General features: G+C 60.3%; 13 protein-coding genes. 2 read left to right on the forward strand and 11 right to left on the reverse strand.

Annotated elements, in window-relative coordinates:
- Positions 1-454: 454 nt before the first annotated feature.
- Entirely contained in the window at positions 455-2,050 is a 1,596-nt protein-coding gene (locus PH562_RS25445) for a DHA2 family efflux MFS transporter permease subunit (protein ID WP_285176511.1), read from the reverse strand.
- Between the two features lie 17 nt (positions 2,051-2,067).
- Positions 2,068-3,219 (reverse strand): HlyD family secretion protein, encoded by a 1,152-nt coding sequence (locus PH562_RS25450; protein ID WP_374818966.1) that lies wholly within the window; start codon positions 3,217-3,219, stop codon positions 2,068-2,070.
- A gap of 170 nt (positions 3,220-3,389) precedes the next feature.
- Here PH562_RS25450 and PH562_RS25455 point away from each other — a divergent pair, with 170 nt between their 5' ends.
- Positions 3,390-4,046: a TetR/AcrR family transcriptional regulator C-terminal domain-containing protein gene (locus PH562_RS25455; protein WP_285176513.1), complete on the forward strand. Its 657-nt coding sequence runs from the start codon at positions 3,390-3,392 to the stop codon at positions 4,044-4,046.
- A 55-nt stretch (positions 4,047-4,101) separates the two neighbouring features.
- On the opposite strand, the gene copC is transcribed toward PH562_RS25455, so the two are convergent.
- The 5 genes from copC to PH562_RS25480 all read right to left on the reverse strand — a co-directional run bounded on the left by copC (position 4,102) and on the right by PH562_RS25480 (position 7,735).
- Entirely contained in the window at positions 4,102-4,470 is a 369-nt protein-coding gene (gene copC / locus PH562_RS25460; RefSeq protein ID WP_285176514.1) for a copper homeostasis periplasmic binding protein CopC, read from the reverse strand.
- 135 nt (positions 4,471-4,605) lie between these two features.
- Complete coding sequence (locus PH562_RS25465; RefSeq protein ID WP_113228505.1) at positions 4,606-5,202, reverse strand: SCO family protein; 597 nt, start codon at positions 5,200-5,202, stop codon at positions 4,606-4,608.
- On the reverse strand, positions 5,192-5,671 hold the full coding sequence (locus PH562_RS25470; RefSeq protein ID WP_285176515.1) for a copper chaperone PCu(A)C: 480 nt from the start codon (positions 5,669-5,671) through the stop codon (positions 5,192-5,194). The genes PH562_RS25465 and PH562_RS25470 overlap by 11 nt, the downstream gene beginning before the upstream one ends.
- A gap of 64 nt (positions 5,672-5,735) precedes the next feature.
- Complete coding sequence (locus tag PH562_RS25475) at positions 5,736-7,109, reverse strand: PepSY-associated TM helix domain-containing protein (protein WP_285176516.1); 1,374 nt, start codon at positions 7,107-7,109, stop codon at positions 5,736-5,738.
- Positions 7,110-7,330: 221 nt separating this feature from the next.
- Positions 7,331-7,735, reverse strand: coding sequence for a hypothetical protein (locus tag PH562_RS25480; protein ID WP_285176517.1), 405 nt, complete (start codon positions 7,733-7,735; stop codon positions 7,331-7,333).
- Between the two features lie 587 nt (positions 7,736-8,322).
- Between PH562_RS25480 and PH562_RS25485 the strand changes: the two genes are divergently transcribed.
- A complete protein-coding gene (locus PH562_RS25485) occupies positions 8,323-9,417 on the forward strand; it encodes a GGDEF domain-containing protein (RefSeq protein WP_285176518.1) in 1,095 nt (364 codons plus the stop codon).
- A gap of 163 nt (positions 9,418-9,580) precedes the next feature.
- On the opposite strand, the gene PH562_RS25490 is transcribed toward PH562_RS25485, so the two are convergent.
- From PH562_RS25490 to PH562_RS25505, 4 genes are read right to left on the reverse strand one after another with little or no spacing between them, the layout of a single operon-like run.
- Entirely contained in the window at positions 9,581-10,702 is a 1,122-nt protein-coding gene (locus tag PH562_RS25490) for an ABC transporter permease (protein WP_285176519.1), read from the reverse strand.
- 2 nt (positions 10,703-10,704) lie between these two features.
- Complete coding sequence (locus PH562_RS25495; RefSeq protein ID WP_285176520.1) at positions 10,705-11,856, reverse strand: ABC transporter permease; 1,152 nt, start codon at positions 11,854-11,856, stop codon at positions 10,705-10,707.
- A complete protein-coding gene (locus PH562_RS25500; protein WP_285176521.1) occupies positions 11,853-13,610 on the reverse strand; it encodes an ATP-binding cassette domain-containing protein in 1,758 nt (585 codons plus the stop codon). The genes PH562_RS25495 and PH562_RS25500 overlap by 4 nt, the downstream gene beginning before the upstream one ends.
- An 11-nt stretch (positions 13,611-13,621) precedes the next feature.
- Positions 13,622-14,629 (reverse strand): HlyD family secretion protein, encoded by a 1,008-nt coding sequence (locus tag PH562_RS25505; protein WP_285176522.1) that lies wholly within the window; start codon positions 14,627-14,629, stop codon positions 13,622-13,624.
- Between the last annotated feature and the right edge of the window lie 11 nt (positions 14,630-14,640).

A 14,640-nucleotide genomic window follows, 5' to 3' on the forward strand; every position in this document is an offset into this window, starting at 1 on the left:
GAAATAACAGAGAATAATTAATACATGTCTGGCTATTTTGTCTTGTCTGCATGATGCAGCAGTTAAATTAGAGAGCTATGATATGCTTGATTTGCCTAAATTGATGCAGCTATTACTATTTGCAGCCATTATATTGTTATTTTTCCGCTGGGTCGTCGAGGACATGAACAGGTAGCCGATTTGGCGCCTGAAGATCCAACGCCGCACGATTTGCTTCTTCAGTTCACCATTTCCCTATTGTCTCGCCAAGAGCACGTGTCGCTTCGGCTCGCGCACGGGAGTAAGCTGATCGTAAAGACGGGCTGTTGCCCTTGCGTCTCCGTGCGGCATGCCGACGGGAATTGAACAATGGCATCCGGGAATTTCCGGATGCCATCGAGGCGCGTAATGGTAAAAGCGGATCGCTTTCACAACTCAAGACACACGGCTTCGCGGGCATGAGCCCGCGTGGTGTTTAGTGGGCACCTGCGCCGCCGCCGGCCTGCGGGCGCTTCGTGAGCAGCATGGTGATCGCTGCGATGGCAAGCACCACGCCGATGACGGCGAAGGTGTCGCTGAAGCCCATGATCAGTGCTTGTCTCTTGATGATCTGGCCGAGGGCGACGATCGCTTTCTGCTGGGCTGCCTGATGGTCTGAAACTCCGTGCGACAGGAAGTAGCCGGTCATCTGGTCGATCCGCTCGCGAACTTCCTCACGGGCAAGAGTTACGGATTGACCGATGATGTTGGAGTGGAACTGCTCGCGTTTGGTCAGGATGGTCCCAAGCGAGGCCGTGCCCACGGCGCCGCCGAGATTGCGCAGCATGTTCGTCAGTCCCGAGGCCGCGGCAGCGTCCGCCGGAGCAATTCCTGCTGTCGTGATCGCGGTGACGGGCGTGATGACGAAGGCCTGGCCGATGGCGCGAACGATGTTCGGAATGAAGAACTGGTCTCCAGCATTGTCGGCCGAAAGCGTGACGTTCATGAAGCAGCTGAGCGCAAAGACAGCGATGCCGAAGAAGGCAAGCCAGCGCACATCGACGCGCTTCATCATCAGTGGAACCAGCGGGATCAGCAGCAGCTGTGGCAATCCCGTCCAGGCAAGGACGTTGCCGATCTGCTCGGCATTGTATTTCTGCACCTGGCCCAGATATTGCGGCAGGATATAGACCGTCCCGAACAGCGCGACGCCGACGAGAATGTTCGCAAGCACGCCCAGTCCGAAATTCCTTTGCTTCAGCAGCCGCAGCTTCACCAGCGGCTTCGAAACCTTCAGCTCGATGATGATGAAGAGCGTCAGGAACACGGCCGCGACGATGCTGAGCCGGACGATGAAGGGCGAGGAGAACCAGTCGTCCTTGTTGCCCTCTTCAAGTACGGTTTGCAGGGCGGAGAGGCCGATCGCCATCGTGACGATACCGGCCCAGTCGCCTTCGCGCAGCAGCTTCAGCTGCATGGGCTGTTTGTCCAGGGTCAGGGCAAGTGCCACGACCATGATGGCGCTCGGGACGGCGTTGATGAAGAAGATGGTCTGCCAGCCGTAATTCTCGGTCAGGTAGCCGCCGATGGTCGGGCCGATGGCCGGAGCGAAGGTGACGGACAGTGCGAAGATCGCCAGCCCCAAGGGCTGCTGCGGCTTCGGAAGCTTCGTCAGCACCATGGTGAAGGCCATCGGGATCAGCACGCCGCCGGCAAATCCCTGCAGGCCGCGAAGCACGATCATCGTTCCGAGATCGTGGGCAAAGGCGCAGGAGAGAGACAACAGCGGAAACAGCACCGAGTTCACCAGGATATAACGGCGAAACGAGAAGACGCTGCTGAGATAGGCGGTGAGCGGAATGACGACGATCTCGCCGATCAGATAGGAGGTCGAGATCCAGGCGCCATTATCAACGCCGGTGCCGATGCCCCCCTCGATATCGAGGAGGGAGGCATTGGTGATCTGGATGTTCAGGATCGCCATGAACGCGCCGATCATGCCGGCCAGAACTGCGATCCACTCTCTTGTCGATGCACGCGGCTCTGCCGCTGCGGCCGGCATCGCACGGCCATCTATTGTACTTGTAGACATTGTCGTGGCTCCCGCCGTCAGTTCCGCTGTGCGGCGTCTGCTTTGGTGTCGATGCTCGGCTCGACGGACATTCCCGGGCGTAGTTCACCGCTGTTCATGGTCTGCGGCTCAAGCGCAATCCTCACCGGAATGCGTTGGACGACCTTGGTGAAGTTGCCGGTCGCATTGTCCGGCGGCAGCAGCGCGAATTCCTGTCCGCTCGCCGGCGCAAGGCTGTCTACATGGCCGTGGAAAACCTTGCCGGGGAACATGTCGACTTCGATATCGACAGGCTGGCCGGCATGGACATTCGTCAGCTGCGTTTCCTTGTAGTTGGCGACGACATAGGCTTGGTCGGTCGGCACCAGCGACATCAGCTGCGTGCCGGCCTGGACATATTGGCCGATGCGCAGCGTCCGGTTGCCGATCGTGCCGTCGACGGGGGCCATGATGGTCGTATAGGAGAGGTTCAGCTCGGCCTGATGCTGGACCGCCTCGCTTTTCTGCAGGGCAGCCGTCGCCTGGGCGATCTGGGCCTTCAGAAGCTCGACCTGCTTGATCGCGCCTTCCAAGGTCGCGGTGTCTCTCACGATGGCAGCCTGGGCCGCGGCGATCTGCGATGCGGCCTGCTGTGCCGTCTGCACGGCGGCATAGCCGTTGGAGGCGAGGCTGGCGTAGCGCTTGTTGTTCTGTTCGGCGAAAGTTTCGTTCGCCTTGTCCACATCCAGCGTCGCCCGCGCAGCGGCAATGGTCGATTGCTGGATATCGAGCGAGGCCTGCTCGGCCTGTATGGTTGCCTGTGCGGCAGCGACATCGGCCTTGGCCTGGTCGAGGGCTGCGCGGAAATCACGGTCGTCGATGCGGGCGAGCGGTTGGCCGGCCTTTACCGTCTCGTTGTCTTTGACCAGGACTTCCGCCAGATAGCCCGAGATCTTCGGGGCGATCGAGCTGTTGTCGGCCTGGACGTAGGCGTCGTCGGTCGACACCTCGAAACGGCCGTTTTGCCAGTAGTCGTGCCCATAGTAGCCCGCCGCGGCGATGATGGCGATCAGACCCGCGCCATACATCAAGCGGCGCGGCGTCTTGCTGCGCGTTGGAGCGGCGTTGCCGCCGGCCGGTGCCTGCGGCGCCTCCGGACGGGGTTCGGTCGTCACCACTTCCTTGGCTTTCGCCTCGACGGTTCCCTGCATTTCGCTGGAAGCACCCTCGGACGTGACGATATGCAGATTATTAGCCATTTACTTGCTCCTGACAGGGGTCGCTGCCGGGCAGGGGTAGCGGCCAAGTTCAATTTGGAAACTTGATATTTTCCAAAATAAGCGCTATAAAATCGAAGTCAACAGTATTTTGGAAAATATCTATGGTCCTAAATCCAAAAGCCACGAAACGACCGCGAGGACGACCGCAGGTTCGCTGTGACGACGATACCCGGGCAATCGTTCTGTCGTCGGCCAGAAAGCGCTTCATGGAAGCGGGCTATGCCTCGGCATGCATCAACGACATTGCGCAGGACGCGGGTGTCTCGACCAAGACCGTCTATCGGCTGTTCGAGAGCAAGGGCGAGATCTTCAACGCCGTGATTACCGATCGCATCGCCCGTTTCAACGTCGAAGTGGACCAGGGGCTTCTCAGGCATCCGGACCTGCATCATCAACTTGAGCAAATCCTGATCGCCTATGGCCGTCTGGTGCTGGATCCGGAAACGATCGCGATCAATCGTCTTGCGGTGGCCGAGGCTGATCGCTTTCCCGAAATCGCGGCGTCCTTCTACGAGCGGGCGATCAAGGCCTCGACCGTGGTCTTCGAGGTCTGGCTGCGGAGCCAGCGCGACAAGGAGGCAATCAGGATCGCGGATATTTCGCGCGCCGCCGGCTTCCTGCGGGGAATGATGGCCATGGAGCCGCAGCGAGCCGTCATGCTGGGCCAACGATTGGCGCCGGATGACGAAGAGATCCAGGCCCGTGCGACGGAATGCGCGGCGATCTTTCTGCAGGGCTGCGTTACCAGCAGCGCCTGAGCCGGAAACAGGAAGGCGAAGCTGCCCGCGCAATCGTGGGCAGCTTCCGGACCGGTCAAGGCGCGATGGAGAAACTGTAGCTCCCGTTCGTCTTGTGGCCGTCCGTGGAGAGCGCATACCATTCGACAGTGTACTTGCCGGCTGGCAATTTGTCGGTCACCGGCACCATCAGCGTGGTGCCGCTGTTCATCAGCATGCCTTCTCCGGTCTTGACGCTCGCCTTGTCGGGGCCGGTGACCTTGACGCCGCTGAATTTCAGATTGAGGCCTTCCGAGAAGGTTAGGTCGAGTTCGGACGGTGCGGTCTTGACTATGCCGTCGGCGGCCGGAACGGCCGACTTCAGATGGGCATGCGCCATGGCCTGGCCGGCAAAAGCGACGCCGATTGCGATGGCAACGGGGAGCAATTTCTTGATCGGGGGCATTTGGTTTCCTCATCCTGTTGGCGACCTGCGGAAAGTCTGCGGATCGTGTGATGGCGATCGGTCGATCGCCGATATCCGTTGCCGGCGAAGCCGGACGGAATTCCCGTGTCCCAGTGGCGCTTACGCGCCACGGAATTAATCCTGCTGCAGCAGATTTCGGATCTTCTGCAGCGCGACATCGTTGTTTTCCTGATAGGCGATGGTGCCTCTGAGATTGCCGCCGGCATCGACGAGCAGCACGGAAGCGGTATGATCCATGGTGTATCCACCGTCCGGGCTTGGCACCTTCTTGGCATAGATGCGCCAGCCCTTGATGGCCTTCTGCATTTCGGTGGGATCACCCGTGATCCCGGTGATGCGGTCGGTAAAATTGCCCGTGTAGCTGTGCATGATCTCCGGCGTGTCGCGCTCCGGATCGACGGTGAAGAAATACGCCTTCAACCCGTCGGCCTGCGGCCCGAGTGTCTTGAACCAGCCCGCCATATCGTAAAGCGTTGTCGGGCAAACGTCGGGGCAATGCGTGTAGCCGAAATAGACGAGCGACGGATGGCCCGACAGGGCCTTTTCGGTGATGGGCGCACCGCGATCGTCCGTGAGCGTGAAGGCTGTGCCGAGGCCGCCCGTGGCCTGCACCTCAGGAACCATGAGGAACGTCGCGTAGCCGATCGCGCCCGCACCGGCGACAAGCGTAAGGGCGACGGCGGTTGCAACGAAACGTCGTCTATTTGACATGGGATGTCTCCTTGTTCGCCGCTATCGATCCCACAGGGAAATCGACGTCGATAGAGCCGGCCTTTTCGAATTTGAGCGTTGCCCTCACCGTCTGACCCTGAAGGAAGGGTTCTCCAACCTTCATGAACATGACGTGATAGCCGCCGGGTTTGAGTTCGACAGTCTGGCCCGCCGGTATCGGCAGGCCGCCGGCAAGCTCGCGCATGATCATCACGTCGTTGTCCATCTTCATCTCGTGGATCTGGACCGTTGCAGCGCGCCGTGAGCTCGCAGCCACCAGCCGGTCGTCGGTGTCGCCCGTATTCGTGATGGTCATATAACCGCCACCGACGGGAGCTCCCGGCACCATGGCGCGAACATAGGGTGCGGAAATGGTGAGGTTGCCGATTTTGACATCGTCGGCGAAAGCGAGGGAGGAAGACAGGAATGCCAGCCCGAAGGCGGCAAGGGCAGAAATCTGTTTCAGCATGATCGATATCCTTGATCCGGAAAAGGAGCGGGCAGGCGAAGCCTTTGGGCTCCGCCCGATCTCGTCAGGAAAAGAAACGCCGGAGCGGCGGCACGAAACGAACTACGAACTGATCGAGGAGCAGCATCGCGACGATGGCAGCTCCCGTCAGTGGGAAAGCCACGCCGAAGACGATGGCGATGAGCCAGAGGCCAACATAGACGGACTTCCGCGACGGCATCGGCGGCACACCAAGACGGCCCGATGGCCTTCGCTTCCACCACATGGTCGCAGCCGTCCCGCAGCAAAGAACGATGGCGAGACAAGTGGCCAGCATCAGAAGTTGGTTGAAAAGGCCCCATTCCTGTCCCTGATGGACATTGATACCCCATTCGATCGCTTTGCCGAGCGCCGGATACTGGTCAAAGGAAATGTCGATGAGCGGCTTGCCGGAATATTGGTCGATATGGACAGTGCGTTCCTTGCCGAGATCGCCGAAATAGTGGCTTGCCGTATAAACGCCGGTCTCATCCGAAGGGATCGCGAGATCGGAACCGGCGACCATGCCCAGCCCGTGCATGATGTCGACGGCCTTATCAAGACCGATCGGCTTGGCCGATTGCGCCGCCGCGATATCGGAAAGCGGAACGGGTGCGTTCTCGACCACCCAGCCGGCGCGGCTGACGATATCCTGTGTGACCTTCGCCGATTTCGGCACCTCATCCCAGACCGCTGCCGGTGTTCCGAGATTATTTGCCGTCAGCCAGGCATTGACGTTGGCGCCCCAGTAACCGGACCATGGCATGCCGCTGAAGGCCAGGAAGAAGATGAGGATGCCGGCAAGGGCCCCCGTCACGGCATGCAGGTCGCGCCAGAAGACGCGCCGCGATGGATTGCCGCGAACCGTGAGCACGCCGCCGCTCTGCTGCCGCGGCCACCACAGATAGATGCCGGTCACCACGAGGACGAGGGCAAAGCCCGCGACGATCTCGATGATGCGATTGGTCCATTTTCCGAAATATTCGAGGCTGTGGATGCGCTTGACGACCCAGCCGAATTCCTGCTGCGAGCCGACCGACCCCAGAATGCTGCCGTCATAGGGATTGACGTAGACGATGGTCGATTGGCCGCCCTTTGATACCGTTATCGAGGCCGAGCGGTTCGGCGCCGACGCTTCGTGATAGGAGGTTGCACGGGTGCCGGGGAAAGCTGCAAGTGCCGCATCGGCGATCTGCTGTGGCTGCAGCATCGGGCCGGTCTCGGCAACGAGGTAGCGATGCGAGTAGAAGGTATCGGCAATCTGATCCTTGAACAGATAGAGCGAACCGGTGATCGCCAGATTGAGCATGAAGGGAATGACGAGCAGACCGGCGAAGAAGTGCCAGCGCCAGATCGCGCGATAGAGCGAGACATTTTGGGTTGCTGCTGCTGCAGGCTCTGCAGCGGTAAAGGCAGACATGAAATCCTCCGAAGATCGGCAGGCTGCCACGATCGATCTGGGGAGGGGCGGCGATGGTTCGCCATTCGCGGTGAACTTGCTTCACATGGGCAGCCGGGTCAATCGGCCCCGCCTAGTTCGGCAAAGTACAGTCAGGAACACCAATCCTCAGATTTTACGACCTAAGGGTCGCGATGCGGCAGCGTTGACGGCGGGCGTCACGGCGAGGCCGCAACGCCGGTTCAGCCAACGATGTCGAGGAGGGGAGGCGCTCTCGGCCCTGTGTTCGGCGGATAAAGCTGGCGGTGGAAAGCTTCCGATCTTGCAACGACGATCTGCCGGTGCAGGGAGACAAGACGTTCGCAAATCTCGGTCGGAGGCGTGGGCAGCATCGCGGCGGACGCGATCCGGCATGCCTCGCATCCGGGTGCATAGGCTTTCCCATGCACCTTGCCGTCGGCATCCTTGTAGGTGATACAGAGGATGGGCAGGGAACCGTCCGGGAGCCTGTACTGGGCAAGCTCGATCGGGGATATCTCGTCCGCGGTTGCGATGATCGGCTGATGGGCGAAGCCGACAAACAACAATGCAACGGCGCAAAGAATGCGCGCGCTCCACTGAAATGTTCGCGAAATCGCCTTCCGCATGCTTGTCCCCACCACCGCATTTGCGGATAAGGTTTCAGTCATAGGGCAGGCCTGTCGCAAGCACAATGCGTCAATTCGTGCCGCGCCGAAGTTTGCGGAAGCCGGCATCAATCAAGGGCTCGCCAGCGACGCCTCTCGGGGAGCGCCAAATTGGCGGAGAGCTCTTGATCCTTCCGTGTGGGGCGCCAGATAGCGCTGATCATTCGGATCCGTAGGTGACGCTCTCTGGAAAGGTGGTCATGAGCAGCTTTGATAACTCGCCTTCTGCCGGGTGCCGTCGATGTCTCGATCCGTCGGCTTTCCCCGTTCGCTTCCCTCGCTGCTTCATGATTTCCAAGGGAGGCATGACCGCATCTGGCCTGGATTACAGATCCCAGACGCATCGATATTGAAACGTATTGCTTCAGAAGTTTGATTGCGACGATGACCTTCACTCCCGGTTCCCACCCGAACATTTTTGTCACACCGCCGATCCGCGAGAGGCTTGGTAAACCATTTTGCAGAGATCGTATGGTATCCCAAACAGACTTTGATTATGCCGATGCAAGGTCATTCGTCGCGGGTCGTTGCGAGGACTGGGAATAGCAATGGAAATTGAAACACATTTGGTTTCGCTGATACGCGTCCTCGGCCAGGTTGCGATCATCGTCTATGCCTATTCCTGGGTCATCCGGATCGTCGAACGCGGTGCTTTGAAATCCGTGGCCGTCGGGCTGTTGTTCGGGCTGGTCGGTATCCTGTCCATGGGTGATCCCATCCAATGGATGCCGGGCGTCATTCAGGATGGCCGCTCTATTCTCCTTGTCCTTACGCCGATTTATGGGGGGCTTCTGGGAACCATTGTGGCTGCGGCGATGATGGGCTTCTTTCGGTTTATGGTCGGCGGCATGGGTGCGGTGGGCGGCGTCGCCGGTATCGTGATCGTCGCGATCGCCGGCTATGCGCTGAACCTCCTGCCGCGGCAATGGACCGGCACCGGCTGGAGGCGATCGGCCCTGTTCGGTTTGGCGACCTGCTCATCCCTCGTGGTTCTCTTCTTTCTGCCGTGGGCGGTGGCGCATGCTCTTCTCCTCAAGGCGACACTTCCGGTGACGATCGTCAATATCCTCGGCGTCATGCTGCTGTCGGACCTGCTGCAGCGGGAGCAATATCGCATCGGCATACAGCGTGCGCTGGAGAATGAAGCGAGCCTCGATCCGCTCACAAGGCTTCCCAACCGCCGGGTGCTGCAGCGCGAAGGCGATCGATGCAGCAAGGAAGCGGGCACGCGACGTATCCCTTTCTCGATCATCATGCTCGATATCGATCACTTCAAGAAGATCAACGACAGCTGGGGCCATTCCTTCGGCGACACCGTTCTGGCGCGGTTGGCCGATGTCATCAGGCAAACCGTGCGCAAGACCGACATTGCAGCCCGTTATGGCGGCGAGGAGATCGTCGTGCTGCTGCCCAACACCGATACGCGGGCCGCGGCCGCCGTCGCGGAGAAAATTCGCAAGGATATCGAGGGCACAACCCTGATGTTCGAGCAGGAAGCTGTCCACGTCACCGTCAGCATCGGTATTGCCTGCTCCCTTGAGCCGACGACGGATTTCAAGCATGTGCTCGAGGCTGCCGATAAGGCGCTCTATCGGGCGAAGGCGAGCGGAAGAAATCGCGTGGAACTGGCGGAGGCCGCATAGGCCGGCCGTCATTTCTTCGGCGATGAGAGCACGACGTGCTTTCTCGCATTTCCCGACAACTCGCATGCACGAGGATCTGGGGCAGGAAGCATCCCGACAGACGATGCATGAGTTCGCCGCCCTCGATCCCATCGGAGCAATCGCGGGAAAAACGCGAAGCGCTTTAATTCAGGCGGTGGCGGAACATCCAGGCGGCAACCGGCATCGTCGCGGCGGCGATGGCGACGAGTGCGAGCATATCCGGAAACAGCGTATCGAGGCCCGCACCTTCGAGATAGACGCCGCGCGTGATGCTGATCGCGTATTTCAGCGGATTGATCATCGTCGCATATTGCAGGACTTCCGGCATGTTGTCGATCGGCGACATCAGGCCGGAGAGCAGCATGAATGGCATCAGGAAGACGAAACAGAGGATCATCGCCTGTTGCATGTTGGTGGCAATCGATGACAGGAACAGCCCAAAGCCGATGGCCGCGGCGAGGAAGAGGCTCAGCCCGAGATAGAGCGTCACGAACGAACCGGCAAACGGGATGCGGAACCAGAACAAGGCTACCAGCAGGATCGTCGATGCCTGGGTGATGCCGACGATCATCGAGGGAACCGCCTTGCCGATCATGATCTCGGTCGGCGTGAACGGTGCCACAAGCAATTGGTCGAAAGTGCCTTCCTCGCGTTCGCGCGCGACGGACATCGCGGTCAACATCATCGTCATCAGCATGGTGATTGTGCCGATGAGAGAGGGGACCATGCTCCAGCGCGTTTCGAGCTGCGGGTTATACCATGCCCGCGTCGTGACCTTCACGCTGCTGTTGGAGCCCCCCTTTTGCACCAGCCAGTCGGAGGTGAAGTCGCTGACGATCGTGTTGGCATAGCCTTGCGCGATGCCGCTGGTGTTGGAATTCCTGCCATCCGCGACGACCTGCACAGTGCCCGCGGTGCCGGCTTCCAATTGCCGCTCGAAATCGCGCTCGATGACGATGATGAGCACGGCCTGCTTGGTATCGAGCAAGCGGATGGCCTGGCCCGTCTGCGTCAGTGTCGCCACCCTTTCGAAAATGCCTGATCCCTCTAGCTTTGCGACGAGGTTTCTTGACGTCGTCGTCCTGTCCTGGTCGACGAGCGCATAGGGGACATTATTGAGATCATAGGTGGCGGCGTAGCCGAAGATCAGGCATTGCAGGATCGGCGGCACGACAAGGCTTGCCCTGCTTCTCGGGTCCTTCAGGATAACGAGAAGTTCTTTGCGGATGAGGGTGAGGATGCGCAGAAGCGATGCGATCAACATGGCTATGCGATCCTCTTGCGGGTCATGCGCACGGCAAGCGCCAAAAGGGCCGCGGCCATGCCGGCAAGCACTGCCGCATTGGGTAGGATGACGCTCCAGATATTGCCGGCGAGAAACAGGGTTTGCAGCAGCGTGACGAAATATCGGCCGGGGAAGATGTAGGTGATGATCTGCACGGCCAAGGGCATGCTCCTCGGATCGAACATGAAGCCGGAGAGCATCATGGCTGGCAGGAAGGTCACGAGAACGGTCACCTGGCTGGCGATGAACTGGCTCTTCGTGATCGAAGATATGGCAAGGCCGAGCCCCAGTGCGACCAGAAGATAGAGCATGGAGACGACTGTAAGGATCAGCAGCGATCCTCGCAGCGGCACGCCAAAGAGCAGCCGGCTGCCGACGACGCAGAGCGCGAGCCCGGCAAGCCCGAGAAGAAAATAAGGGACGGTCTTGCCGAGCAGGATCTCGGTCGAGCGGACGGGTGTGACGAACAGTGCCTCGAAAGTGCCCCGTTCCCATTCCCGCGCCATGACAAGGGCAGTCAGCAGTGCGCCGATCAGCGTCATGACCAGAACGACGAGACCTGGGACGAGGAAGTAGCTGCTGTCATTGGCCTCGTTGAACCACAGGCGCGACTCGATGGTGACGCCGCTGCCGCCTAGTGTCCCTTCGCGCGAGGCTTCCTTGGCGGCCCAGACGCCGACGGCCGCTTCGGCATAGCTCAGCGAGATGCGCGCCGTATTGGCATCGCTGCCGTTGACGACGGCCTGAACCTCGCCATTGCCTTGAGCGACCTTCCGCGAGAAGTCCGACGGAATGCGCAGGATCGCCCGAACTTCGGAGGACAGCAGCATCCTTTCTGCCTCCGCCATCGTCTTGACGGGCTTCGGGGAGAAGTAGCTGGAGAGCTCGAAAGTGGAAGCGAGGCCGCGTGCCTCGGCTGAATTTTCCTCCATGACGATCGCGACGGGAACGTTCTTGACGTCGAGATTGATGCCATATCCAAACAGGATCAGCAGGGCCACGGGCATGACGATGCCGATCGCGATGCTGCTCGGATCGCGCAGGAGCTGCCAAGTTTCTTTGCGGATGAGAGCACGGATGCGACGCAAGGCTGCGCGCAATCCTCGGCTGGAGCTGCCGACGGGCTGATTCATGCCGCCTTCTCCATTTTCCTGTGGCGCTCCTTCTCGACGATCGAAATGAAGGCCTCCTCCATCGTCGCAGCCGCCTCGCCATCTGCGCCGGCATGAGCCCGGATTTCGACCGGCGTGCCCTCGGCCAGGTTCCTTCCGGCATCGAGGATGATGATCCGGTCGCAATATTCGGCCTCTTCCATGAAATGCGTCGTCACGATGATGGTTACGTCTTGTTCGGACAGAGCCGTGATCCGCCCCCAGAATTGTCGTCTTGCCAATGGGTCGGCGCCGCTGGTCGCTTCGTCCAGGAAGAGGATGTCCGGCTCATGCAGCAGGGCGGCGGCCAGCGCCAGCCGCTGCTTGAATCCGCCCGGCAATTGTCCGCTCGGCAGCTTTGAGAACTGACCGAGTTCGAACTGGCTCTTCAAGGCGCCGATCCTGTCCTTTCTGCGCCGGCCGCGCAAGCCATAGGCGCTTGCGAAGAATTCCAGATTTTCGTCGACGCTGAGCTGGCCATAGAGCGAGAATTTTTGCGCCACATAACCAAGCTTTTCTCGTGCCTTTGCACCTGCCGTCAGGAGATTGGAGCCGGCGACCATCAAGGTGCCGTCGGTGGCCGGAAGCAGGCCGCAAAGCATCCGGAACGTCGTGCTTTTTCCCGCGCCATTCGGACCGAGCAGGCCATAGACTTCGCCCTTGCGGACGCTGAAGCTGACATGGTCGACTGCCGTGAAATCCCCGAATTTGCGGAGGAGGTCGTGAACCTGCACGACCGTTTCATCGCCGTTGCGATGGCCGGATGGCTGGCCGGTGTGCGTCTGGCGCTCGGCGTCGCCGACGACGGTGGAAAACAGCATCATGAAGGCGTCTTCGAACCGGGGCGCGACGCTTTCGGTATCGAGCTCAATCTCATCCAGCCGCAGCGGCTCGTGTTTCTGCTCCCGCTTGCGCACGATCCGGACGCGGCCGGCTTCCGGCACGGCATCGATAATGCCGGGCAGCGCAAAGAGACGCGCTTGCAGCGATCTTGCTGGCATCTCTTCCGGACCCTGTACCATGAAGCAGCAGCCATCAGCCTTTGCCGTAATCTCCGCCGGCGGCCCCTGATCGAGGATTTTGCCGGCATGCATGAGCACGGCATGTTCGCAGCGTTCGGCCTCATCGAGATAGGAGGTTGCCACGATCACTGAAAGCCCGTCCTCTTTGACGAGCTTGAAGACGATTTCCCAGAGCTCGCGCCGCGACAAGGGATCCACGCCAACTGTGGGTTCGTCGAGAAGCAGCAGTTCCGGCGCCCGCACTAGTGTGCAGGCAAGGCCGAGCTTCTGCTTCATGCCGCCTGACAATTTTCCCGCCGGCCGTTCCTTGAAGCGCCCGAGTTGCGTCATCTCGAAAAGGCGCGGATATGTCTCGTCACGTTGGGATTGCGTGACGCCATGTAGATCGGCGTAAAGATCGAGGTTCTCCTGAACGCTCAGATCCTCGTAGAGACCGAACTTCTGCGGCATATAGCCGATCCGGTCTTGAACGCGCTGCGGTTCCCTAGCAATATCGACGCCGATCACCTGCAGGCTGCCGTCATCCGGCGCGATGAGGCCGCATGCCAGGCGCAGCAATGTCGTCTTGCCGGCACCGTCCGGGCCGACGAGGGCCGTCAGCGCTCCCTTGCGGACGTCGAGCGAGACATTGGCAAGCGCCTCCACCATCTCGCCCGTATCCCGGCGAAACGTCTTGCGGATGTTGCTCGCCACCACAGAGAAATCGCCGCTCATATATCCTCGCTCTATTGCTGCGCGGTTGCGACATTCGCCTGCTCGCCCGAAAGTGGCTTGACGGTTGCCGGCATGCCCAGCCGCAGCGTGTTATCGGGATCGTCCACGAAGACCCTCACTTCATAGACGAGGCTTGTGCGCAATTCTTCCGTCTGCACCGATTTCGGCGTGAACTCGGCAACCGAGGAGATAAAGCCGATCCATCCGGGGATCGTCCGTCCAGGTAGCGAATCCACGCTGACGTTAGCCTTCATACCGGGACGAAGCATTCCAAGCTGGGTTTCCGAGACATAGGCGCGCACCCATTTCGGGCTGATCGTCGCAAGCGAGAAGGCCGCTCGCGTGGGTGACGCCATCTCGCCGGGCTCGATCAGTCTGGACTGCACAATCGCATCGACCGGCGCCTTCAGCTCAGCATCGGCAAGCTGCTGGTGCAGAAGCGCGACATTGGCTTCCGATGCATGCAGCTGCGCTTCTGCCTCTTGAATGTCCTCGACGCGGGAACCGACGACAAGCAGATCGAGCGCCTTCTGATTGGCGACGACCTTGGCGTCGGCAACGGCGGCGGCAGAGCGCGCCTCGTCCAAAGCCTGTTGGCTGACGGCAGCCTTGGGAGCAAGGGCGTTCTGGCGTTCGAACTGGGCACGGGCATTGACCGCTTCCGCCTTGGCGGATTCGAGATTGGCGCGGGATTGTGCAATCTCCTCGGGACGATTGCCGTTCTCGAGACGCTCGAGATTGGCGCGCTGGCTTGCTGCCTGCGCCTCGGCCTGGGCGACCTGAGGCTGAAGACGGCTCGTATCCAGCCTGGCGATGACCTGGCCTTTCTTGACTTGCGCGCCCTCTTCGACAAGGACTTCGGCGACACGTTCGCTGCCGTTGAAGGCGAGGGTAAGTTGCCGGAAGTCTATATTTCCATAGAGAGCAAGCTCGTTCGAGCCGTTATCCCGATGGAAATACCACCAGGCTCCACCCGCGACGGCGATCAACAGGAGCAAGATGACGATGACGCGCTGCATGCTGTATTTGA

Source organism: Rhizobium centroccidentale, assembly GCF_030182565.1.
Lineage (GTDB): Bacteria > Pseudomonadota > Alphaproteobacteria > Rhizobiales > Rhizobiaceae > Rhizobium.